The organism is Pseudomonas sp. ICMP22404, assembly GCF_006227205.1.
In the GTDB taxonomy this organism is placed as follows: domain Bacteria; phylum Pseudomonadota; class Gammaproteobacteria; order Pseudomonadales; family Pseudomonadaceae; genus Aquipseudomonas.
This window is the reverse complement of sequence record NZ_VCNG01000005.1, coordinates 36,294-59,915: the sequence shown is the minus strand read 5'-3', so window position 1 is coordinate 59,915 and position 23,622 is coordinate 36,294. Positions and strand designations below refer to the sequence as shown.

19 protein-coding genes, 1 tRNA gene and 1 pseudogene are annotated in these 23,622 nt (G+C 57.9%); 11 read left to right on the top strand and 10 right to left on the bottom strand.

Features of this window, described 5'->3' with window-relative positions:
* Nucleotides 1-21: 21 nt before the first annotated feature.
* From FGE05_RS10960 to FGE05_RS10930, 7 genes are all read right to left on the bottom strand, one after another.
* Nucleotides 22-2,619: an EAL domain-containing protein gene (locus FGE05_RS10960; protein ID WP_139644804.1), complete on the bottom strand. Its 2,598-nt coding sequence runs from the start codon at nt 2,617-2,619 to the stop codon at nt 22-24.
* Nucleotides 2,616-5,666, bottom strand: coding sequence for a response regulator (locus FGE05_RS10955; protein ID WP_139644802.1), 3,051 nt, complete (start codon nt 5,664-5,666; stop codon nt 2,616-2,618). Before FGE05_RS10955 ends, FGE05_RS10960 begins: the two co-directional genes overlap by 4 nt.
* A 29-nt stretch (nt 5,667-5,695) precedes the next feature.
* Nucleotides 5,696-6,598, bottom strand: coding sequence for an ABC transporter substrate-binding protein (locus tag FGE05_RS10950; protein WP_139644800.1), 903 nt, complete (start codon nt 6,596-6,598; stop codon nt 5,696-5,698).
* 402 nt (nt 6,599-7,000) lie between these two features.
* Nucleotides 7,001-9,064, bottom strand: a complete 2,064-nt coding sequence (locus FGE05_RS10945) for a calcium-binding protein (RefSeq protein ID WP_139644797.1) — start codon at nt 9,062-9,064, stop codon at nt 7,001-7,003.
* Between the two features lie 273 nt (nt 9,065-9,337).
* Nucleotides 9,338-9,925 (bottom strand): hypothetical protein, encoded by a 588-nt coding sequence (locus FGE05_RS10940; RefSeq protein WP_139644795.1) that lies wholly within the window; start codon nt 9,923-9,925, stop codon nt 9,338-9,340.
* Between the two features lie 15 nt (nt 9,926-9,940).
* Nucleotides 9,941-10,372 (bottom strand): DUF3592 domain-containing protein, encoded by a 432-nt coding sequence (locus tag FGE05_RS10935; RefSeq protein WP_139644793.1) that lies wholly within the window; start codon nt 10,370-10,372, stop codon nt 9,941-9,943.
* A 67-nt stretch (nt 10,373-10,439) separates the two neighbouring features.
* Entirely contained in the window at nt 10,440-11,048 is a 609-nt protein-coding gene (locus tag FGE05_RS10930) for a LysE family translocator (protein WP_139644791.1), read from the bottom strand.
* A gap of 93 nt (nt 11,049-11,141) precedes the next feature.
* On the opposite strand from FGE05_RS10930, the gene gcvA reads away from it, so the two are divergent.
* Entirely contained in the window at nt 11,142-12,107 is a 966-nt protein-coding gene (gene gcvA / locus FGE05_RS10925) for a transcriptional regulator GcvA (protein ID WP_139644789.1), read from the top strand.
* On the opposite strand, the gene FGE05_RS10920 is transcribed toward gcvA, so the two are convergent.
* From FGE05_RS10920 to FGE05_RS30375, 3 genes and pseudogenes are all read right to left on the bottom strand, one after another.
* Nucleotides 11,989-13,560, bottom strand: coding sequence for a TerC family protein (locus tag FGE05_RS10920; RefSeq protein ID WP_139644787.1), 1,572 nt, complete (start codon nt 13,558-13,560; stop codon nt 11,989-11,991). The two genes, gcvA and FGE05_RS10920, sit on opposite strands and share 119 nt — an antisense overlap.
* Before the next feature lie 250 nt (nt 13,561-13,810).
* On the bottom strand, nt 13,811-14,599 hold the full coding sequence (locus tag FGE05_RS30380; RefSeq protein WP_373682467.1) for a methyl-accepting chemotaxis protein: 789 nt from the start codon (nt 14,597-14,599) through the stop codon (nt 13,811-13,813).
* A gap of 111 nt (nt 14,600-14,710) precedes the next feature.
* A pseudogene (locus tag FGE05_RS30375) lies at nt 14,711-15,733 on the bottom strand (HAMP domain-containing protein); the annotation flags it as partial.
* Nucleotides 15,734-16,619: 886 nt separating this feature from the next.
* Between FGE05_RS30375 and FGE05_RS10910 the strand changes: the two are divergent.
* The 10 genes from FGE05_RS10910 (at nt 16,620) to FGE05_RS10865 (ending at nt 23,610) form a co-directional block, all read left to right on the top strand.
* Complete coding sequence (locus FGE05_RS10910) at nt 16,620-18,812, top strand: methyl-accepting chemotaxis protein (RefSeq protein WP_373682456.1); 2,193 nt, start codon at nt 16,620-16,622, stop codon at nt 18,810-18,812.
* A 103-nt stretch (nt 18,813-18,915) separates the two neighbouring features.
* A tRNA-Met gene (locus tag FGE05_RS10905) sits at nt 18,916-18,992 on the top strand.
* A gap of 170 nt (nt 18,993-19,162) precedes the next feature.
* The gene (locus FGE05_RS10900; protein ID WP_139644782.1) at nt 19,163-20,404 is read left to right on the top strand and encodes a tyrosine-type recombinase/integrase; all 1,242 of its coding nucleotides are present in this window, start codon (nt 19,163-19,165) and stop codon (nt 20,402-20,404) included.
* A gap of 175 nt (nt 20,405-20,579) precedes the next feature.
* Nucleotides 20,580-21,122, top strand: a complete 543-nt coding sequence (locus FGE05_RS10895; RefSeq protein ID WP_139644780.1) for a hypothetical protein — start codon at nt 20,580-20,582, stop codon at nt 21,120-21,122.
* A 105-nt stretch (nt 21,123-21,227) separates the two neighbouring features.
* Entirely contained in the window at nt 21,228-21,497 is a 270-nt protein-coding gene (locus FGE05_RS10890; RefSeq protein ID WP_139644778.1) for an AlpA family transcriptional regulator, read from the top strand.
* The gene (locus tag FGE05_RS10885; protein ID WP_139644773.1) at nt 21,498-21,866 is read left to right on the top strand and encodes a hypothetical protein; all 369 of its coding nucleotides are present in this window, start codon (nt 21,498-21,500) and stop codon (nt 21,864-21,866) included.
* Nucleotides 21,867-22,341: 475 nt separating this feature from the next.
* A complete protein-coding gene (locus FGE05_RS10880) occupies nt 22,342-22,656 on the top strand; it encodes a hypothetical protein (protein WP_139644771.1) in 315 nt (104 codons plus the stop codon).
* Nucleotides 22,653-22,913: a hypothetical protein gene (locus tag FGE05_RS10875; protein ID WP_139644769.1), complete on the top strand. Its 261-nt coding sequence runs from the start codon at nt 22,653-22,655 to the stop codon at nt 22,911-22,913. The genes FGE05_RS10880 and FGE05_RS10875 overlap by 4 nt, the downstream gene beginning before the upstream one ends.
* Complete coding sequence (locus tag FGE05_RS10870; RefSeq protein WP_139644767.1) at nt 22,910-23,125, top strand: hypothetical protein; 216 nt, start codon at nt 22,910-22,912, stop codon at nt 23,123-23,125. The genes FGE05_RS10875 and FGE05_RS10870 overlap by 4 nt, the downstream gene beginning before the upstream one ends.
* Nucleotides 23,122-23,610: a hypothetical protein gene (locus FGE05_RS10865; RefSeq protein WP_139644765.1), complete on the top strand. Its 489-nt coding sequence runs from the start codon at nt 23,122-23,124 to the stop codon at nt 23,608-23,610. The genes FGE05_RS10870 and FGE05_RS10865 overlap by 4 nt, the downstream gene beginning before the upstream one ends.
* Nucleotides 23,611-23,622: the final 12 nt, after the last annotated feature.

Genomic DNA, 23,622 nt, shown 5'->3' with positions numbered 1-23,622 from the left:
TCATCTTCCCTGAAATGCACATCAGGCCCTACGGCTTTCCTCGGTCAACGTTCGGTAGTGGCGAAAAGACTCGCGAACAGTCTCGATCAACTCTGCTTCCTGCCAGGGCTTGGTCAGAAAACGGTAGATCTCGCCGCGGTTGATTGCCTCGGTCACGTTATCGACAGCGGTACAGCCTGACAGGACCATTCGGACGGTATGGGGGTGCATGGTCCGAATACATGCGAGTAACTCCGTGCCACTCATGCCTGGCATGTGTTGGTCAACAATGATTACACCAACCTGATGTTCCGCCAGAAGCGTGAGCGCTTCCTGGGCACTCGTCGCGGTGAGGATGAAATAGTTCTCGTGACGCAGCAGACGCTTGAGCGAAGACAAAATGCCCAAGTCGTCGTCCACCAGCAACAACGTAGAGGCTGTTTCATGTTCAAGTAGGACATCCGCTGGCTGATAGGAAGAAAGAAAGCGCTCAGTGTCTTCAACAGGCATGGGATGGCTGATCAGGTAACCCTGGATCAGATCACAGTGCATGGATCGCAGATACCGCGCTTGGCCTGGGTGCTCGACACCTTCGGCAACCACCTCAAGTCCGAGGCTATGCCCCAGCGCGATAATGGCCTTGACGATAGAAGCGTTGCCCGTGTTCGTCGTCATGTCGCGGACAAAGGAGAGATCAATCTTGAGCCTGTGCACTTCCAGTTGCTGCAGATAGCCCAGCGAAGAGTAACCCGTTCCGAAATCATCGATGGACAGCCGGACCCCCAGAGCTTTGAGCTCGCTCAGCGACTTGAATGACTGATCCCGGTCCACCATTACATAACTTTCGGTGATTTCCAGCTCAAGCTGATTGGGATTGATGCCGGTTTGCGCCAAGACAGTTCTGACGGACCTAGCCAGATTACCCGCGCTTAACTGAACGGCAGAAATGTTCACCGCTGTTTGACGCGGCGCGAGACCTGCCTCTGACCAGATTTTGATTTGCTGGCAGACCTCACGCAACACCCAATCACCGAGTTGAATGACCAGGCCACTTTCCTCTGCAAGGGGGATGAAGTCGCCCGGAGAGATCATCCCGCGCTCGGGATGTTGCCAGCGGACCAAGGCTTCAAGACCGCCAATATTACCGGTGTCCAGATCAACCTGAGGCTGGTAGTAAACCCGCAGCTCTCCTTGCTCAAGGGCATTGCGCAACTCTACTTCGAGTTTTAAACGCCGCTTGGCTCGGTGAGTCATCTCTGGCGAGAAAAAGCACAATGTTCCCCGCCCCTGCTCTTTAGCTCTATGAAGTGCGGCGTCGGCATTGCTGAGCAGCGTCTCGGAATCGGTGCCATCATCGGGATAGAGCGTAATTCCAATGCTGGCACCGATGTAAACATTCTGCTTGCCCAGTATGAATGGCTCTGCCAACGCATTGATGATGCGCTGGGACATCAGGTCCACTGGAACATCGACTTGCTCCAGAATAATGTTGAATTCATCACCAGCAATGCGGGCAATGCTATCGCTCTCGGGCAACAGGCTTTGCAACCGCTGTGCTACCTGCATCAGCAACTGGTCACCCAACTTGTGACCGAGGCTTTCATTGATCGTCGCGAAGTTATCCAGATCTATGTTGAGTAAGGAAAAATGAGACTGATCGCGCTCCGCCTGCAGAATCGCGTGATCCAGTAATTCGGCGAACAGCACGCGATTTGGCAAGCCAGTCAGGGGGTCACGATGGGCAAGAATGCGATATTTGTCTTCAGTCAGTTGCAGCAATGCACTACGCTGCGCCACCAGATCCTCCAGAAAACGATGAAGTCGGGCCAACTCCAGATGAGTGCGAATACGCGCGCGCACTTCGTCGATATCGAAGGGTTTGGTGATGTAGTCGGCAGCCCCGATCTCGAAGCCTTTGACTTTTTCTGATGCAGCATTGATGACCGTGACAAAGATGATAGGGATTCGGCTGCCTACCGGCGTTGCCTTGATGCGTTTGCATACCTCATAGCCGTCCATGCGAGGCATCACGACGTCAAGAAGCACAAGGTCTGGGGGCGCGGCGCCCTGAACGGCATCCAGCGCCTGCGCGCCGGTGCGTGCAACCATGATGCGGTAGTCATCCTTGAGCGCCTCGAGTAGCTCATGGATGTTGTCCGGGATGTCATCAACGACCAATAGCGATGGCCGATTGGCAGGGTCTGCGGGCGTTGCTATATCGAAACGGATGGGATTCTGCCGAAAACGTCTGAGCTCAAGCTGATTGTGAATGCGCGCCTTGAGCAGATCAGGGCTGAACGGCTTGGTGATGTAATCGGCGACGCCCATCGCAAGGCCTCGCGCCTCATCCATGGCATCGGCCAGGGCGGTCACAAAAATCACCGGAATACTCGTGGTGCAAGGATCAAGCTTGAGTGCGGAAAGAACGGAGTAGCCGTCCATTCCCGGCATCTTGATATCCAGCAGGATCAGATCTGGCTGCGGTTGGCGGTTCGCCAGTTCAAGCGCTTTTTCACCGTTGGTGGCGGCACACAGAGAAAAATCGTCGCGCAACATTCCCATCAAGACATGCAGGTTTTCGTGAATATCATCGACGATCAGAATACGGGCACGTTTGTTGTTGGGAGCGAGTTCGTTCATAAAGATGTATCCGGGTCGACCCTATTCAGGCGCTGTAATCGGGTATGTGCCGCGTCAATTTCGAAATCATCGATCAAGGCGGCGATGGCGGATATTTCCTGCTCGATCCGGGTTCCGCGCGTCCCCTTGAGCAATTGAGCGAGTATGGGTTCTGCCGCACCAAGATCCGATTCCAGGGCCTGTGCGAGCTGGCTCAGTAACGCGTCCAGCAATGGCTGTGATAAGGGGGCGTCGACACTCGACTGGGCAGGGCAATCAACTTCGCCAATCCCATCGATCTCACGTAGCACGTGCTGCAGGAGGCCTTCAGCCTCCTCCAGGATGCGATCATCAGGGAAAATGTCCTGCTTGAGCTGGTCGTCGATGGTTTTAACGATGTCATACAGCCGCTGGGCCCCGATATTTCCAGTAACGCCCCTGAGTGAATGACAGAATGTCTCCGCGCCGTGCTTGTCGCCGCTTGCAACAGAGCTCCGGATCTTGAGGATCGCATCAGCGTAATGCAGGCGAAATCGCCGCAGCTGTTTTCGATAGCCATCTGCCCTGCCGCCAATACGGCGTAAACCATCCTGAGCATTGACATGGACCATCGCCTGCAGATCGGCAGGCAAGCTACTCGTCGGCGATTTCACAACATCGAGCACCGGAGGCTGATCGCTACGCCGGATGGGTAACTGTATCCACTTGGCAAGTACGATCATCAGACGATCTGGCGCAATCGGTTTGGTAATGTGATCGTTCATTCCCGCATCATGGCTGGCCTGGGTATCCTGTACCATCGCCAACGCTGTCATGGCAATGATCGGTAGCGCACCAAAGCGTTCTCCACCAGGTACATCACCCAACGCCCGAATGCGCCTGGTTGATTCCAGCCCATCCATCACTGGCATCTGGATATCCATCAATACCGCGTCATAACTATTACCTTGGACCTTGTCGAGAGCCTCCTGCCCATTCACCGCCTCGTCCACTGCCATGCCTTCGCTGTGCAACAACTCGGTGGCGAATTCCCGGTTGATATCGTTGTCTTCGACGACCAGTATGTGTGCGCCCGCCAATTGATTGCTATTCGCTGGCCTGAGCGATGCGGGTCTACTCTGGGCATCCATTCCGAGAATGCGGCCACGTCCCAGAACTGAAAGAATCGAGTCAAGCAGCACTGAAGGTGAGACCGGTTTGATCAAGAACCCGTCCACACCGGCCTGCTCGGCCAGGCGCAAGACATCTTCGCGGCCATAAGCGGTGATCATGATGACCTTGGGGAGGCGAGGCAACCCAATATCACGGCGAATGCGCTGGGTGGTTTCATCGCCATTCATGCCAGGCATGCGCCAGTCCATCAGGACCAGATCATAGGGCTCGGCGGTTGAGGCCTGCAGCTCAGTGAGGGCGGCAGGGCCACTGGCAACGGTGACAACCTCCAATTGGAAGAAACGCAACATTTCGGCAAGGATTTCACGAGAGACGGCATTATCATCCACGAGCAAGACGCGGATGCCCTTAAGCAATGGCCCGGTCTGCTCGACCAGTTCTCGTTGATGCGCCTGTGCTTGGCGAGCGACGGGCAACTGCACGGTGAAACTGATCGTACTGCCTTTGTCTGGTTGCGAGTCTTCAATCCAGATCCGCCCTCCCATCAATTCGGTCAGACTCTTGCTGATGGCCAGTCCAAGGCCGGTGCCACCAAATCTTCGCGTCGTGGATGAGTCGCCTTGTGTAAATTTTTCGAAGAGATGACGCTGCGTTTCCGGGCTCATGCCAATGCCCGTGTCGCGCACGCTAATCTGCATATGCAGGATGTCGTCACGAATGCCCAGGCTGTGGAACGCTAACTCCACCTCGCCTTTTTCTGTGAACTTTACAGCGTTCCCGCATAAATTCAGGAGGACTTGGCCCAGGCGCAATGGATCGCCCAACAAGCGCGTGGGAATGGTGGGGTCATGACGAATAAGAAACTCGATACCTTTATCTTCGGCCTGGAAGGCAATGGCATCCGTCAGTTGTTCCAACACTGAATCCAACCCGAACTCGATCTGTTCGAGTTTAAGCTTGCCCGCCTCGACCTTGGAAAAATCAAGAATGTCGTTGATAACCCCCAGCAGTGAATGGGCGGCCGTTTGCACCTTGACCAGTTGGCTACGCAAGGCCGGTGGCACATCCCTTTTCAAGACAAGATAGAGCATGCCGAGAATAGCGTTCATCGGGGTGCGAATCTCGTGGCTCATGTTAGCCAGGAAATCACTCTTGACCTGAGTCAGCCGCTCCGCTTCCTCCTTGGCAAGGAGCAACTCTTCAGTTCGCTCGGCAACGATGCCTTCGAGATTGTGATTGAGCTGGTTAAGCGCCTGCAACGAATCGAAGAGTCGACTGCGACTCTCGTTAAAGGCATTTACCAACTCGCCGAGTTCGTCTTTATAGGGATATTGGACTCTCTCCACGGGCGCGTTGTCCGGCCCGAAACGCCAGTTCGTCACAGCCTGGGAAACACGGGTAACGGCATTGGACAATCGATAACGAATGGCCCAGAGAATGATTAACCAGAGTGCAGAGGTAATGACGATGGAATTGAGCAGAATGAACAGGCAGGCGTATTTTGTACGGCTCCATAGCACACTGCGATCCGAATACATCTTAAGAACCCCGATCACATTCTGCTCGCCTTTCTGCCCAGGCGATGTGAGCGGAAGTTCGGCTTGGCGGAACCTGGCGGGGAAAAGAGTCTGCCCCTCTTTCATGCCGCTTGGCACATGGCCAGAGACCGCCAGAACCTCCCCCCCACTGGAGACTACCTGGACACCGCTGACGATAGCGTTCTGGCGCAGAGCTGTGACGATACTCATGAGTTGCGCCTTATCCAGTTCCCATACGGCATTGGTGACGCTGGGGCTGATGGTCCTGTTCAGAGAGGCTAAATCATCACTGATATCCCTGCTGACGCTGAAATATTGGATGCTCAACTGCGTTCCCGTCATACCCAGAGCAATCAAGAGATACCATGGGAACATGGTGTATAGCAGTCGCCTGAAAAGCGTCTGAGCAGCAAACATCCGTCTACTCCCGCCCCGTCACTTGCATTTTATTTCCACCACCAAAGGGTATCCGGTTCTGGCGTTTTGGCAGGCAGAACGGGATTGTCGAGATGGATGACCTGCCGATGTTCCCTGGCAAGCGCGGCAATCTCCTTTGCATGGTAAGTTTCAAACAGTTTGCGAAAGGACCCGTCCTTCAACGAAAGATTGAGTCCAAGTTCGATTCGCCGGGCCAGTGCGGTGTCACTCCTGTTGACCCAAAAATACACCGGATAAGGGAAGAACAGCGCCTTGCTGTTTTCAATGACGAGTTGAGGGTATTGATCCTTGTGCTCTTCAAGTTCACGAGCCGCTTCATTCAACCCACGCGGGAACGCGTCGAAGCGCCCAGCTGCAAGCATGCCAAAAAGATTTTCATAGCTGGTCGAGGTAACCACCGTAAAGCCACTGGCTTGCATGATGGGTACATCGGCCCACTGACTGTTGAGGCCGAATGTCAGTTGCTTGCGAAGCGCTTGTTCGTCCATCTGCGCAATACGAGGTTGATCGGCAGCACGAATCAAGAGCAATCGGAAGCCGACAAGACCACGCAAGATATCGATCTTGATCGGCAGCATAAGGGATTCGCGCTCGGCGTTGGTTCCCAGCGCGATGACATCGATCTGTCCTGTCTGGAGCAACTCCATGCCGCGATTCTGAGTAACCTCCTGCGCATAGGGAACGAGACGGGCGCGGCCATCAGTAGCCTGTGTGTGCGAAAGCGCCAACTCCAGGAGCTTCCAACGGTATTCATAGATGGGCCCAGAAGGGAAATAACGAAATGTCTTTTCGCGGTCTTCGGCTTGCGCGGGATGAGCAAACAAATTCAGCGAAATGACTACAGCAATTAAAAACTTTAGAAGAGATGAAAAACGCGGCGCCGGGCTTCGCGCAAACGATGGAATGTACATACTCCGGGTTTCCTTCTCCGTAGCGAATTGGGCAGATACAGCTACGTCTGCGGATGGTCCGGTAGCAAGTCTAACTTTCGATACGTCAAAAAATAGCAACAAGCGTGGCATTTTGCCAGTCTCGTCGTAGCGCGCGACGTTAGTGAGCGTAGGGAGGAAACACATTGCGATGGGCTACGCTGTCCCCACGCTAGATACTGACCAACTGGCCGGGCTGAAACGGAGCGACCACTAACCCGCATTAAAATGGGTAAGCGCTCCGCCAACACATCCTGTGTGGTTATACGGGCCGAGCCACGCTGCACGATAGATCTCCTTGGAACCTTCAAACCAGAACCAAAGCAACATCGACGGTTTGTCGCGTGGCAGCTCCCCACTGCCACGCGACCATCCCCCAGGGCATCAGGACAACAGATGTCCTGGATCGACCTCGGGCACTACCCCGACCAGCCCTATCCCGGCGTCGGGAGCAAAGATCATGTGTTCCTCGTCAAGGCTTTCCCGCCAATCGCCGGCAAGCCCAATCTGGAATAAGTGCCCCTGTGCGTCCGCTTCCGCGTCCGTCAGGTACGTGCGGTCCAGGGCCTGGTTGTAGACCACCTTCAGCGTGTTATCCGTACCCTCTCCAAAGCCGGTATAACCCAGGGCCGACACATCGATCCGGTCGTCAACCGTGAAGCCTTCGATCAGGTCGGCAAAGCTCTGGCTTTCAGTACGATAGCTGTCCTCGGTGGAGGTGTAGCGAAACACGTCATCGTTCTGATGGTTATCGGTCCATAGCGAGATGTCGCTCCTGTCCCCGCCGTTCAGATGGTCGGCGCCCCTGCCACCAATGATGACATCCGCTCCAGCGCCGCCGTTGATGCGGTCGTTGCCGTCCAGGCCATAGATGATTTCCGATAAGGCAGAACCGCTGATCGTATCCTTGCCAGATGTACCCTCGACGGTAGGCGCGGTGAACACCAGGTTGGTGCTGTTCAATTGCCCCACCCAGTCGCCGTCCAAGGCCAGTTCGAAGCGTTGCCCGGAGGCATCGGCGTCGTAGCTCTTGAGGTAGGTACGCGTGCCATCTGCGCTGGCCTGGATGGCCAACGTGCCGTCATGGCCGTCACCGATTCCGGTGAAGCCCAGGGCAATCAGGTCGATGCGGTCCTGGGAGGCGTCGAAGTCCTGGATTCGGTCGCTACCGTTTTGCGTGCCGGTGCGGTAGCTGTCGCTCAGCTCGGCGAAGCGGAAGATGTCGGCGCCAGCACCACCCTGCAGAACGTCGCGCCCGCCGTTGCCCTGGAGCACGTCATCACCGGCCAGGCCATGGATGATTTCGGCGGCATCGGTACCTTGCAGGATTTCCTCACCGGCGTATCCGTCCACATGGAGCTTGCCGTCCTGGCTGCCGAAACTGGTGTCGACACTGCCATCCGCGTTCAAGCGGATGACGCTGAAATCGCCGTTGTTCGTACCGGCGGCCACGATCTTACCATCGGCTTGTGCCGTCAAAGCCGCAGGCGTGCCGGCCTCGAAGGTCACCGTGCCGTTGGTGCCAAAGCCAGTGTCGAAGGAGCCGTCAGGGTTTAGCCGCACCACGGTGGCCAAGGTGTCACCTTCGCCATGGCCCATCACGACGATTTTGCCGTCCGTTTGCAGGGTGATCACCGAGTCTTCGCCAAACCCCATGGCAGGGCTCAGGTAGAGGACACCGTTGTCACCGAAATGGGTATCCAGCTGACCGTCGGGATTGAAGCGTTGCAGGGCGTATGTCGGATCCCCTGCACCGGCGGCATTGTATGCAGCCCCGACCACAACACCTCCGTCAGCCTGCACTGCAGTGGAAATCCCGCCGTTGTAGAAGGCGTCTTCCGGAATACTGACGGTCAGCACGCCATTGTCGCCAAAGCCCTCGACGAAAGCGCCGTCATTGCCGATCCAGGACACGGTGGCCTGATCAAGCCCACGGGCGCTGATCTGGAAAGTGCCATCCACATTGGCCGTCAGGTCGATGTCTTTGAACGCATGACTGATGTCGACGGTAATGGCGCCGTTCTGACCAAAGGAAGTATCGCGCGTCCCGTCGCTGTTGAAGCGCTGCACCTGTACGCTGGTGTCCTGCGCAATGGCAATGAGCACCTTGCCATCGGACTGCACCGCCGTCAGCTCATAGCGCGACGCCGGGGCTACCTCGGCAGGTACGATATCGACGCCGCCATCATGGAAGCTGGTGTCCAGGCTACCATCCGCGTTGAGGCGGATAACGGAATGGTTCTGTTCGTAGCCGTAACTCTCTTCGCCGGGCGCCCCGGGGTAACCCCATGCCAGGTATTCGGTATACCCCCCGACCAGTATCTTGCCGTCCGGCTGGATAATGATGCTCTGGTTATCGTCGAGCTGGCCGGTGAGATCGACTTGGACGGTGCCTGGGCCACTTCTCACGGAATGGGTACTGACCGTCGTGCTATCAGTAGTTGCCATGTCTTAATCCTTTAAGGGGGGTGGACCCGTCACTCTAGTAGAGCGACAAGTCGGTGCCAGCAGCGCTCGACGGGCGGCTTTTTGAAGTCATGAAAAAGCCGCGTTGATTCGCGGCTTTTTCATGGGCTCATGGACGCTGCAGTGGCTCGACATGAGCACGAACTCTGTGGGAGCGAGCCCGCTCGCGATAGCGGCGCAACAGTCGGCATCAATGCCAGCTGAATAAACACCGCCATCGCGAGCAGGCTCGCTCCCACAGTTTTTTATGGCGGGTTAGAACAGATAGCCAATATAGATCGCCGCCCCACCACCGGCCTGTACACCGGCGTTCATGCCCGCCATGACCAGGGCGCCCTTGGCTGATTGCATCAGCTGCCGGTTGACCGTGCTGGAAGCAATGATCGATGTGGCCGGGCTGGCACTCAAGGCCACCGACAACGCCAGCAACTTGGGATCGAGCCCGAACAACAGCGCCGTGGCAGAACCACCGACGACCAGTCCGCCTGCCACTTCGGTGTATAGGCAGGGGCCGGTGATGTCATCACTCGTCAGGTCGCGTCCGGCCAAGGCATCGCTGACAAATACCTTGCCGAAGCTGGGAAACGCCTCGGCTGCGCCGGCCGCTCCTACACTCTTGCCTTTTATCTGGATATTGACCTTGCCAAAGCGCGGCAGCCGGGCACCAAAGCCGGCTCCTACCCCGACACCACCGTAGCGGTAGCTGACGTCTTCACCTTGGGGCGAGCGCAGAATGATCGAACCACCACTGCCGGCAACCACGGCCACGGTCAGTCCGCCACCGCTGGCGGTCTGGTACACCCAACGACTCTCGTTGAGCGGAATTGGGATGTTGTAGCTCATAGGTTCAAAATCCTTTTATTTGAATGAAACGCGCCGACCATACTGGAAAATGGTTTTGGACAAACCAGCAAACGCGAACATCAGACCGAGGCATCCCAGCAGCCCGGACGGTCCCCAGAGCGCACCCGGATCGTCGATGACAGCGCTGCCGACGGGCTGTTCGGGCAAGTAGTACACGCGTACCGACTGCCCTGGCTGATAGCCGAAGATCATCCCGCCCTGGGGATAGGAGATTGCTTCACCGCCGACGCTGGTAAAGGCGATTTCAGGATGCGAACCGCCGGCATTCAGGCGGCTGACGACGCCATCGGCAGCCTGCGCGCGGGAGAGAAACTCGCGGCGATCAAGGGTGAGATTGACAGCAATGACCAACAGTCCGATACCTATCAGGGCAAACAGCAAGCCCAGCAATATCTTCCCGGTGGAGGAGGAAGCGTGGTTAGCCATGGAGGGTCTCAGTATTCGTCCATGAAAGAGGGGCGTCAGGATAGCAAGAAGCTTTATCCGAGTCCGCTCATTTGCTGGCGGAAGCCATCAGTACGCCAAAACAGAAAAAGGTGATGCCCGACAGCTTGCCAACAATGCCTGCGCCCCTGGTTGTGGAGAGCCAACCCCTAGCACGGTTGGCCATGAACGCATATCCGGTATGAACCAGTACGACAAGCAAGCCATAGGAAGACACCAGCAGGAAAAATTGACTGTAGTAGTTGTCCCCCGACTTGATGAACTGCGGGAATACCGCGAGAAAGAAGAAGCCTGCCTTGGGATTCAATAGCTGAATCGACAGCGCTCCGGCGAATCGTCGCCACGGACGCGACGACGTGACATTGAGTTCCGGGATGAACCCCCTCACCCGCCACATCTTGACCCCAAGGTACAACAGGTACAGCGCACCGACATATTTGAGAACGGTGAACGCGGTGGCTGACGTGGCGAGGATCAGCCCGACACTGGTGGCGGAGATACCCGCCACCACAAATGCCCCCAGCGCGATACCAAAGATGCCGGGCAACGAACCGGTCCAACCATGGCGCAAAGCGTTGGAAATCGTCAGCACCACCCCCGGGCCGGGGCTGAGCACGGTCAGGGTAGCCAGAATCAGAAACAGTCCGTAATTAACCATGAATCACTCCAAAGCAGTGACGCTCAGAGTGGTATGAAGGGGCATCGCTGACAAACGCTTTAATTGCGCCCCTGATGTGACTAAATTAGACGCATGATTGCCGACCTCCCGCCCTTGAACGCCGTGCGTGCCTTCGCCGCTGCCGCTCGCCACCAGAGTTTCAGCCGTGCGGCCGAAGAACTGCATGTCAGCCACAGCGCTGTCAGCCGTCATATCAAGCTGCTCGAAGAACACCTGGGGGTGCTGCTTTTCGAACGTCGCACCCGCCAATCCGTGCTCACGTCGGCCGGCCAGACGTTTTATGAACAGGTCAGCATGGCCCTTGCACAGATTGCCAATGCCGCGACCGCCCTGACCCGGAGTGCTTCGCGGCGCAAGGTGACGATCAATGTGCGTCCATCCTTCGCGGTGCGCTGGCTGATTCCGCGATTGCCCAACTTCATGGCGCTGTATCCGGATATCTACCCTGAAGTGGTTACCAGCACCCTGCCGCCGGATCAATCGCGCGAGGTGTTTGACGTCGTGGTTCGCCGTGGACAGTCCGGATGGTCCGCCAACGTTCAACCCCACGCGTTACTGGAAGACCACCTGATACTGGTCGCCGCCCCGTCGCTGCTGCAACGCCAGCCGCTGGACAGCCCGAATGATCTGTTCCAGCACACGCTGCTGACCGGTAAAACCCGCAGCAGCGACTGGCAGGACTGGGCCAGGCAGGCGGGTATCGCTCAGTTGCGAACCCAACCGACCCTGCAATTGGACCATATGCATCTGGTGTTGCAAGCCGCCGTCGATGGCCTGGGAGTGGCCCTGTGTCCGGCGTCATTGTTGGGCAGGGACTTATCCACAGGGCGACTGACCTGCCCGTTTCCCTCCTTGCGCCTGCCGTTGATCCGTTATTACTACGGCGTCTCCCAGGACGCAGCGGCTGAAACCCAGGTGTTTATCGACTGGATGCTGTCTCATATCCGTCAGGACGCAACAACACCCTCGTCACCCGACGCTCCTGGACCTCAACCACCGTCATGCGCCACGCCTGCCAATGGAGTTCATCGCCAATGACCGGCAAGCGATCCAGCAAACTCATGACCAATCCTGCGAGTGTCTGATAGTCCTCGGTGGCTTGTGCCTGGAAGCCCGTTTGCTCGCGAATCTGACTGAGATTCAGCGCACCGTTGATGAGGAAACCGCCCTCCTGGGGCAGGATATTCGGACCTTCGATTTCACTGGCATCGGGCAGCTCACCGGCGATGGATTCGAGGATGTCGGTCATGGTGAGCAGTCCCACGAAATCACCAAACTCGTTCACCACAAAAGCGATATGCGTCGACTCCTTACGCATCTGTTCCAGCGCGTTGAGAATCGTGAAACTGTCCAGCAAGTTGATTGCCTTGCGGGCCATGGCTTCCAGATCGGGCTCGTGCCCCGCCAACAGTTCCTTGAGCAGTTCTTTCTTGTGCACGAAGCCCAACGGCTCATCGACCTGACCATTGCGAATCAACGGCAGCCTGGAATACGACGAATGCATCAGCCGCGTGCGGATCACGTCTGGGGCGTCGGCCAGATCGAGGTGATCGATTTCCGCGCGGGGGGTCATGACACCGCGTATCGGGCGCTCCGCCAACTGAAGCACACCGCTGATCATGACCCGTTCACGTCGGTCGAACGCCGGCTCGGCCTCATCGCTTGAGAGCATGTCGGCAATCTCTTCACCCACCTCGTCGGCGTCCAATGGGTGGCCACCCAACAAACGCATCACCGCATGGGCGGTACGTTGGCGCATGGGGCGACGACCCTGCAGGCTCTTCTTGCGACGCGAGCGAGCCAACTGGTTGAACAGTTCGATCAGGATCGAGAAGCCTATCGCGGCGTAGAGATACCCTTTCGGAATGTGGAAACCCAGGCCCTCCGCGGTGAGACTGAAACCGATCATCATCAGGAAGCCCAGGCAGAGCATGATGACCGTGGGGTGCCCGTTGACGAAATTCGTCAGCGGCTTGCTTGCGACGATCATCAGGCCAATGGAGAAAATCACCGCGATCATCATGACCGACAGGTGCTCCACCATGCCCACGGCAGTGATTACGGCATCCAGCGAAAACACTGCATCCAGCACCACGATCTGCGCAACGATTGGCCAGAACATCGCATAGGCCGCGTTACCCGAGCGCTGGGCCACATGGCCTTCGAGTCGCTCATGCAACTCCATGGTTGCCTTGAACAACAGGAACACACCCCCGAACAACATGATCAAGTCTCGACCCGAGAACGTCTTGTCAAAGACCTCGAACAACGGTTCGGTCAGGGTCACCATCCACGAGATGCTGGCCAGCAAGCCAAGACGCATCAACAGCGCCAGGGACAGCCCGATGATGCGGGCGCGATCCCGCTGCTCTGGAGGAAGTTTGTCGGCCAGGATGGCGATGAAGACAAGGTTGTCGATGCCGAGCACCAGCTCCAGCACGATCAGCGTCAAAAGGCCAAGCCAGGCCGTGGGGTCAACGATCCATTCCATGGAATTATTCGCTCCCTCGGAAAGAGTTTGTCAGAGGGGTGCAGCGAACGAGAGGAGAAAAGCGACTGGGGGGCTCCATGGTGGTGTTCATATCGACCTGAAGTAATTGGGGATAAAAATCCTACAGAGTTTCAGGACGCTTCATGCGAGGCGAATTATTACAGGATCTGACAAAAACCCTGCATCCATCACCGATGCAGGGCTTCTTGTGCTGATTTGACATGCTTGGCCATACGCCTGGGAACGGGTACTAGCCCCCTTTGACTTTAAAACGGCTCAACACCCGTTGCATCAGCGACGCCCGCTCCGACAGATCCTTGGCCGCCACCGCGCATTCCTGCGAGCTCGACTGGTTTTTCTGCGTCACCTCATCGATCTGTTCCAACCCGACACTGGCCTGTTGCAAGCCTGAAGCCTGCTCGCTGGAAGCCTGGTAGATCAGCGAAACCAGGCTGGACACCGCGCTGGTGCCACTGACGATATTCTTGAGGGACTCGGCGGTTCGTCCGGCGATGATCATGCCGCGCTGGGTCTTGTTCGAGGAATCGGCAATCAACGCGGCCGTCTGCTGCGCGGCCTCGGCGCTACGGGCTGCCAAGGTGCGAACCTCATCCGCGACCACGGCAAAACCGCGCCCGAGCTCACCGGCCCGGGCAGCCTCGATGGCGGCGTTCAGTGCCAGAAGGTTGGTTTGTGCGGCAATGTTATCGATGGTGGTAATGATCGCGGTGATGTCCTTGCCCGAATTATCGATTTCGGCCATCGCGGCAATCAGCTCGCTCATCAACTTGTCGCTCTCGCCTGCATCGGCCCGTGATGACTGGGATTGCTCATCGGCCTTCTTGGCATTGGCGGCATTGTCCCGGGTCTGGGCAGCCATCTGGGTCATCACCGCGCTGATCTCGGTGATGGACGAGGCCGAGTTGGCCGCCCCATCGGACAAGGACTGACTCAGATCGGTGACCTGCGCCGAACTGCCACTGATTCGGGTGGCACTGACTTGGACCTCGGAAATCAACTGGTTCAAGTTGGTGACCATTTTTTCCAGCGACTTGCCCAGGGTATCGTGAGGTGAAGACAGCCGGACTTCCAGGTCCAGATCGCCTTCGGAAATGCGCTCGGCCACCCTGACCTGTCGCTGCAGACTCTCGGACATGTCGTTGAGCGCGATGGACAACTGCCCGACTTCGTCCTCGGACTTCTGCACCAAGCGACGAGAGAAATCCCCCAGGCTGATCTGAGCCGCCAGGGCAGCAGCCTCGCGAATCGGCCCGACGATTTTTGCCGCGGCCAACCAAAGGCCAACGAGAGCCAACAGTGAAATGCCCAGCCCTACGGACACTTGCCAGACGCTGTTACTGATACTGCGCGATTGCAACTCCTGCTCCAGGGCAATCGCTTGGCTCATGACCACCGCCTTGGGCAAGCGAATGAGTACTGCCCACGGTTTACCCGTGCGTCCCAGTTCAATGGGCATCAGCACTTCAATATTCTGCGTTTGCGGATTGAGCAGGCCATCGCCACGACCACGCTGGATATCACTCAGCACCTTTTCCCAGGAATCGGGCAACAAGGCCTTGATGGGTTGCCCGATCAGATCCGTACGCTTGCTGTCTGCGACCACCAGTCCCTGGTTGCTCATGATCGAAACAGACCCCTTGCCATCGTAAAGATCGGCAGACATCTGCTCGCTGAGTTTCTGGATGAAAGCGATATCGAAGTCAGCCCCGACCACCCCGTAGAACTTGCCGCCGGACACAATCGGCACCGACAAGGTGGTCAGCCAGACATTCTTGCCCTGGACCACATAGGGAATGGGGTCCAACACACTTTCCTTCAGGGTGTCGCGCGGGCCGCTGTACCAACCGCCCTTCGGCACACCATTGGGGTGACGGTCAGGGGAGTCATACTCCACCAGCGGTTGCACCGCGACATGGCCGTCCGCGCTGCGGGTCCAATAGGGCGTGAAACGTCCGGTCAGCGGATTGTTGCCATCCTGGGCATTTCGAAAAGCGCGATCCTGCCCATCCAATGCATCCGGCTCCCAGCAGGAATACGTGCCATTGAAGTCAGGATTATCCTTGAGGACACTGAGCAATACACTGTTGATCTGATCCCTGCCCAATGCCAGCGGGCTCTGCACGGCCTTGCCGGCGGCAAAGGTATTGGCCATGGTGCGGGCTGCATCCAGCGCGTTTTGCAGCCTGGCCTGAATGGCGTTGGCGCGGGACTCGGCCAGGTTCTGAATTTCCCGAATCGTCGATTTTTCAACCAGTGCCGTCACTTCCGTCGAAACATAATGCTCATTGGCGCGAGCGGTGAAGAGCCCGTAGGCAACCAGGCTGACCGATGAGACAAACAGGCATACGCCCGCCGTGACACAAATACGTGCCTGCAACGACTTGAACTTCATATTGACCCCTGCCTGATTCTATTTATTGCTACCGTCAACAACGACGGCGGCATTTCAACGTGTGCACGACGTGGCGAATAACAATCGATCACCGCTGCTTACGCCGCCTCGAACGAACGCCTTCAAGGACACGGCGATACAGCTGTTTACCAGCATTGAAACGTGGCAAGTGGGGGGAAAGCATTCATCGCTCTATCCACTCGGTAGCGGAAGAGGCGTTCGAATCAGAAACCGGAGGCTTATTTCCAGGAAGGCAAGGGCGATAGGCGGAAAGAATGTAAAGCCTGCTTCTGCTATCACCCAGGATCACCCTTGAATAAAGCCGCAGAATCCATTCAAACCAACAACCACAGCAGCAAATTAACACGGGCAATATTTCTACAACATCAACTTAGGACTTATACAAATCAGTACTTTAGTCGTGACGAGAGCACACTCGGCGACCCAACGTTCGTATCGTTTCAACTCAGCGAACGGGGAGCGCACGCTGACAGGCCCCGCAATGCGCCATTTTAGTGCGGCACGTTTTTAATTAGCATGCTATCGACCTAAAAAATCCCCGCCGCCAAGGTGATAGCTCAACGCCATGGTCTGAATCTTGCCTTATTTTTCGTTATAACGCGGTCCCTTACAAAGGGAACCGAGAATGGGAAGTTTCGCTACAGAGCCCGCGTACAGAGCGATCAGAGCGAATTTTCGAGGCCTTTTAAAAGAACACCTGTTTCAGCATTTGTGTAGAAACGCACAAAAAGAGTGCAAGGGTGTTCAGGGGAGTATGGGCATGCAGGCTTTTCTATCACCGGGCATCGGATTATTGGGACGTTTCGGCTTCGCCGGTAAATTCCAATTGTTGTTCTTGCTCTTCATCCTGCCACTCATGGGCAGTCTGTGGATCATCGGCCAGGACTATCGCGATCAGCTCAGCCTGATTTCCGGGGAACGTGCCGGGGTCCGCCAGTTACTGGCCCTGGACAACCTGGACAACCTGCTCACCGCCCAGCGCAACCGCGCTGCCCGTTGGCGCGCCACGGAAACCAATCGGCAACCTACGCCTGCCACGCTTGCCGCGATGGCGGCTTTCGATGCCGTACAACCGGCCCTCAACCAGGCCGCCGATGACCTGAACGCCACCTTGCAGGCCGAAGGCGCCGAAGCCGATATCCTCGCCCGCTACCAAGCCTTGCAGACCAGCCTCAAGGGCCTGGATTCGAAAAGCCTGGGCGCCGTGGGTTGGTGGCCAGACGGCTATGACCGCTTCACCGCCGCCCTCAGTGCGCTGCAAGCTCTGCGCGAGCAGATCGTGATGGACAATCGCCTGATCCTCGCCTCCTGGCTCGAAACCTATTTGCTGACCCAGATCTCGACCCAGCAGACCCCCGAGCTGATCGAGCGGGTCGGGCGCCTGGCCAGCGTCGGACAAGCCTCGGTGGTGTCGGGCCAGTTCACTCTGCAGAGCCGCCTGCAACTTCGGGACCTGCGCAGTCGCATCGGCGACGCCCGGGATCAATTGCTCAAGACCGGTGGGCTCCTGGAAGCACGCTTGCCCAGCGACCTGCAAACCTGGGCCGGTCAATACCAAGGCAGCCTCAAGCATCTGGATGCCGAACTGAAAGTGCTGGATGACGGCGTGTTCGGCGGCTCCATCAGCCTCAAGCCGGAAGACTTCGAGAAACACCTGGACGCCCTGCTGTCCGATCTGGCCGCCTTGCGCCAGCAATCCCTGGTGGCCCTGGATACGCGGCTGAACCATTATCACGCCACGGCGATCCGCCAGTTCACGCTGGTGGCGACAGTGCTGGGCTGCCTGCTGTTGGCGGCTCTCTACCTGTTTGTCTGCCTGCAAGCGTCCATCCGCCGCAGCGCCAGCGGCATCACCTTGCTGGCCGAAGCCCTGCGTGACGGTAACCTCAGCCTGCAAGTGCCGGTGCAAGGCCGCGACGAATTGGCGGCGATCAGCACCGCCCTCAACGTCGCCGTGGTGCAATTGCGCAACAGCCTGCTGGGGGTCGACCACGAGACGTCGCAGGTGAGCAATGCCGTGCGCACCCTCAATACCCATTCCAGCGGCGCCCTGGGAGAAGTCGAAGCCCAACAGATGCAGATCAGCCAGATCGCCGCTGCGGCAACGCAACTGGCCGCGACCTCTCAAGGCGTGGCAAAAAGCTGTGAACAGGCGTCCGACAGCGCCCAACAGACCCGACGCATCGCTACCGATAGCAGTCGCGACAGCCAACGCACGACCGCGAGCATCCAGCAGCTCAACCAGCGCCTCAACGACACCGCCGCCGCCCTGGGCCGCGTGAGCGAACAGGGACAGCAGATCCAACTGGTGGTCGACACCATCCGTGGCGTGGCCGAGCAAACCAACCTGCTGGCCCTCAACGCCGCCATCGAAGCCGCGCGTGCCGGGGAACAGGGGCGCGGTTTCGCGGTGGTGGCTGATGAGGTCCGCAGCCTGTCGCAGCGTACCCAGTCCTCCACCCAGCAGATTGCAGGCACGGTCGACAGCCTGCGCGCTACGGTGAATGAAGCAGTCAGCCTGATGGAAGCTGCCTGCGAGCAGGCACAGACCGATGCCCAAGCCGTCACCAGCCTGGGCGAACGCCTGGGGGAAATCGCCAGCGCGGTGCAAAGCGTGACCGATACCCTGGCGCAGATCGCCACCGCAGTGGACGAACAGGCCAGCACGGCCGACGAGGTCAGCGGCAATATCCAGCAGGTCGATCAAGCCGCCATGCGCTTGCTGGATGGTGCACGGGCAGTGAACCTGGCAGCGGATACCCTGAGCCAGGGAAGCCAGGCGCTGAGTGCGAATACCGGGAGATTTCAACTCGGTTGAGGGGCATTTGTAGCGAGGAAGGATAAGCGGTTGAAAGCGCAGAGAAATATTTCAGATTTACGCTTGACACATCCTCGCTACCGGCGAATAATGCGCGCCACTTGGCTACATAGCTCAGTTGGTTAGAGCATAGCATTCATAATGCTGGGGTCCGGGGTTCAAGTCCCTGTGTAGCCACCAAGTACCTGTTTACAGATGTCTCCATGAGTCTCTAAACAACCTCAAGAAGCCCGCCTAGTGCGGGCTTTCTTGTTTCTGGCTATCTCTCTCTGTATCCCCCTATACCTTCCCTTCGTGTATCCCGCTGTGTATCCTCGACAAATAATTGAACCGAGGGGATACAAGCCCAAATGAAGCGATCCGAGATAAAGCGCCGGCCCCTATCCGATACCGCATTAGCCGGCCTCGAGCCTGATGCCAAGGAGTATCGCGAACTGGATGGGAGCGGCCTTTATTTCCGCGTGAAGCCTGATGGCCAAAAGTCGTGGCAATACCGCTACAAGAAGCCGGACGGTAAATGGTCTTGGCTTGGGCTTGGTGGCTACCCCGAAGTGAGTGGGTCAATGGCCAGGCAGAAAGCATCCGAATTGCGAAACGATGCCGCCGATGGCAAAAACCCTATCGTCACAAAGCAGGCGCGCAAGAAGGCTGAGCGGGACACCGCTGGCGAGACATTCGAGCCGTTGGCGCGGGAGTGGTACGCCTCACGCCTGGCCAACTGGGACGCAGGCACGGCGAAGCGGATCATCGGCGCCCTGGAGCGTCATGTTTTCCCGGTTTTCGGCAAGCGCCAATTCGTCGACATCACTCCACTTGAATGGATGGAGTTCCTCCGCAGCATGGAGCAGCAGGGAATCCTCGAGCAGATGAGCCGGGTGCGCTCCTACTGCCGCGACGTGTACGACTTGGCCCGGGTTACCGGCCGGGCGACGCATAATCCGCTGGAAGGCCTGCAAAAGTATCTCAAGTCAGGAAAGGCAGAGAACTATGCCCATGTCCCCCAGGAAGAACTCCCCGGCCTGATCCGCGCCATCGCGGCATACCCTCACGCACACGACGTTCGCCTCGGCCTGCGCCTGCTGAGCCTGTTCGCCGTGCGCCCCAGTGAGCTGCGCGAGGCCCAGTGGTCAGAGTTCGACCTCGATAAAAAAATCTGGACGGTGCCGGTTGATCGCAAGGGCCGGAAAAAAGGGCTGGAACACCTGGTGCCCCTCTCCACTCAGGCGATCGAGGCGCTGGAAGAGTTGCGCCAGTACACCGGTGGCAATCCCCTGCTCTTCCCTGGGCGCAGTGACCGCACGAAGCCCCGCAGCGACACCGTATTCCTGATGGCGCTGCGCCGGATGGGGTATGAGGGGCGCCAAACCGGGCACGGGTTCCGACACATCGCGTCGACGGTCCTCAATGAAAACGGGTTCGACGAGAACCACATCGAGGCCCAGCTATCGCACAAGAAGCCTGGCGTCGCTGGCGTGTACAACAAAGCGAAGTACCTGCCGCAGCGCACGGCGATGATGCAATGGTATGCGAACTATCTGGACGGCTTGGCCGGCGGTGTTGTGATTCAGGGGCATTTTGGCAAGCGCGCCTGACGTGGCGCTTTCATCTGCCATATAGACAGATATAGACTGTTCGCCACTACTGTTTGGATAACCAGCACCCAACAGAGCAGAGCTTCGGTTGATCTAGCCCGACGGGGCGAAAAGCGGGACTCCCAACCGCCTGATCAACCGATTTAGTCATGGGGCTCCTGGGAGGGAGCGGCGGATGAAGCGCGAGTACTACGATAGCCAACTTGGAATATTTCTCGCCGGCATGATCACCGGAATGATCCTTTTGTGCGTGTTCCTGACTTTGAAGAAGTTTGGGTATGACACGCTGGGATGGATAATTATGGGCAGCACTGGCGGCATGCTGTGCGCGGCGTGGGGGATGTCCTACGTCCTCAACCGGACTCATGCAATTGACGAGCTCGAAGCGGCTGAATCAATAAGTCATATTGCACCAGCGCCGTCCGGCACCTTCACGCCAGAACCTGAGCCGCTGCTTATTCCCCGCCCCCATAGCCGCGACGCGCCAATCGATACCGGAGAACTGACCTTCCCCTATACGACAAGGGCGCTTTCAGCTGCCCAGCAGGCGACCGTTAAGTTCTGGATTGGCTACGATCCGGAACGCCCTCCCTTGCAGAAAAGCGTCCAAAGCTTCATCTCGGAGCAAGGCATTCCGATCCGCCAGGCTGCGGAATTAGCGAGCGCTATCAAGCCTGACAATGTGTCAGATCGTTCTGACATAGCTGTCAGTAAGTGACAGAGCGCTAATGACATGCCGGCACGCCGGCATGTCATCCATTTCCGACAATAGCCCCGCCAAAGCACTGTGTTTCCTGTCTACATCAGTATCGGGAAACGCAAAATGCACACCATCCACTCGCCGTACCAACCTTCCACCAACACAGCGCAGAACTTCGACCCAGCGATCACCCTGATTCGCATGCCGGATCTGGAGGCCATCACCGGCCTCGCCCGCCCCACGGTGTACAAACGCCTCAAAGACGATCCGACCTTCCCTCGACCTGTACCGCTGAGCAACAGCAAGTCGCGTGGTTCGCCAGTTGGCTTCGTGCTGGCCGAGGTCCAGGCATGGGTGCGCCAGCGCATCGCCCTGCGTGGAGAGGCCGCATAAATGACCGAACAAAAAAAAGGCCAACCCACAAAGGCCAGCCCGAAAAAATCTCAAACCGATACTACCACCGGGACCGGGAAAGCGCCGACAAAGATCAGCCGCGTCCTGGGACACTTCCTCCAAGACCGGAGCCTCAACCGATTCGAGGCCGAGCGTTTAGGCGACCACTGCCTTCACTCGACCATCAGCAGCCTGGCCAACGGCTACGGGCTGAACTTCAACCGCCTGATGGAGCGTGTGCCGAACCACTGGGGGTTGCCTTGCCTGGTGACTCGCTACAGTCTGCCGACCTCCGAACACAAGCGCGGGCGCAACGTCCTGGCCATGCTTGAGAAGACGGGCGCGTCCCGTCGGCAGGTTGCAGCATGAATACGCCCCTCATGTTCAACGATGAACGGTCGATAAGTCTTCTTGCCAGCAGTCACTCCCGCCGGTATGGTTTACCCGTCGCTGCAAATTCAGCGACCGACCTTGGCGGGTCGAACGATTTCAGGCGCAACAGCGCCCCCATTACGATTGCAGGCGCTTTTTTTGCGTCCGCATTCTCGTGTTATGGCGGGTTGCGCAGGAGCACCCTCGGGTGCGCCGGGTTCCTGAATCACCGGTCCGCCAATCCTGTGCAACTCGCCACCCTTCTCTGCTTGGCGGCAGGCCGTGGTGGTTCTCATGATTCGGGAGCTACACCCATGCAACACGCCCTCATTCCGTCCGCAATTCGCGCATTTGCTCACCGCCGCATGGCCCTGAGCGCCCTTCACGCTAAATCGTCCCTTTCCGTTCGCCTCGCCCGTTACAACGCTCACATGGCAATCGTCCGCACCTTGGAAGCCTCCGGGGGTGCGCAATGAACCGCAAGCTGCGAATCGTCGGCACCGATCCAATCGAGGGGCAAGTCCTGGGCGACGCTGTCATTGACGCTCGGGACATGTGCTCCATGAACTTCGCCCGTGAGGAATTCAACAAGCTTGAGCGGATTCTGTGGCCGCTGATTGAGCCGCTGCTGTGCAAGCAGGAGACCGGGCCGGCCAGCGATATCGCTCGCCACCTTGAGCAGATCCGGATTTTCAGCGGCAACTTTTGCTGGCGCCATCGCCACCTGGGCGCCTCGCATGGCGTGGTGGGTAGCCGAACAGAAATGGGCGAAGGAGGTGCCAGATGAACGCCGAACATACAGCCCCTGGATACAAACAGATCGCCGATGAGGCCGTTTTCCAGCTGGATTGCGCCAGTGAATTCGCCGACTGGATGTTCGCACTCATGACCGCAATTCGCGACGATCATAAACATGGAGGTGGTCAAAACGCGCCAGGGTTGGCGAGCCTGGGCATCTACCTCGCCGAAAGTCATCAACCGGACGCGCATCGAATCCTTGAACTGCTCAACAGCCACTTGGCCGCGGCCGGAGGTGCGGCATGACTGAAGCAGCCCAACGCTACACCGATGTCGTGGAGGAGCTTCGTGACGCTCAAGACATCCTCGCCCTGCTGGCCCTGTCGCTGGCGCTGATCGCCTCGCCCTCGACTCACATCCTTGTGGCCCGCGTAATGGCCGTGCTCGCACAGCACACAGCCTTGGCTTGGGCCGATCTCCTCGGTGATGTCATCGCCGAGCAGGAGGCGTCCCGATGATCCAGCCACTGAAATTCAAGCCACGCAGAACGTATCCGGCGCACCGCCTCCCCTATGTCGGCTACGAAAACTATGTCGATCGCTACGGGCGAATCGGATACTGGGATGTCCCTTTGACCGGTGGCTACAACGGAGGCTGGGCAACCGGTCGTGCCTTGGGTCTCGTCGCAATCAAGCACATGAGCCAACACGATCATGACGCCGATGGCGGCCATCTCAAGAGCATCGCGTCTGCCTGGATCGATCGAGCCAGCACTGCCAACCCAGAGGAGCTAGACACTCTGCATGGGCAGGTGTTGGGGTTCATGGAGGAGATCGGCAGATGGGCGCACGCGGCAGCGATGGCCTCCCGTTGCAGGCTCGCCAAGCTTGACGAGAAGGCCGAGCTTCAGAAGGCCAACGCAGGCTTAGGGCTCAGTCGTGTAGCGATCAAAACCCAGCCACAGCAGGCAATGAAGAACGCCGCGCACACACTGATTCGATAAAGGGTTAAGACC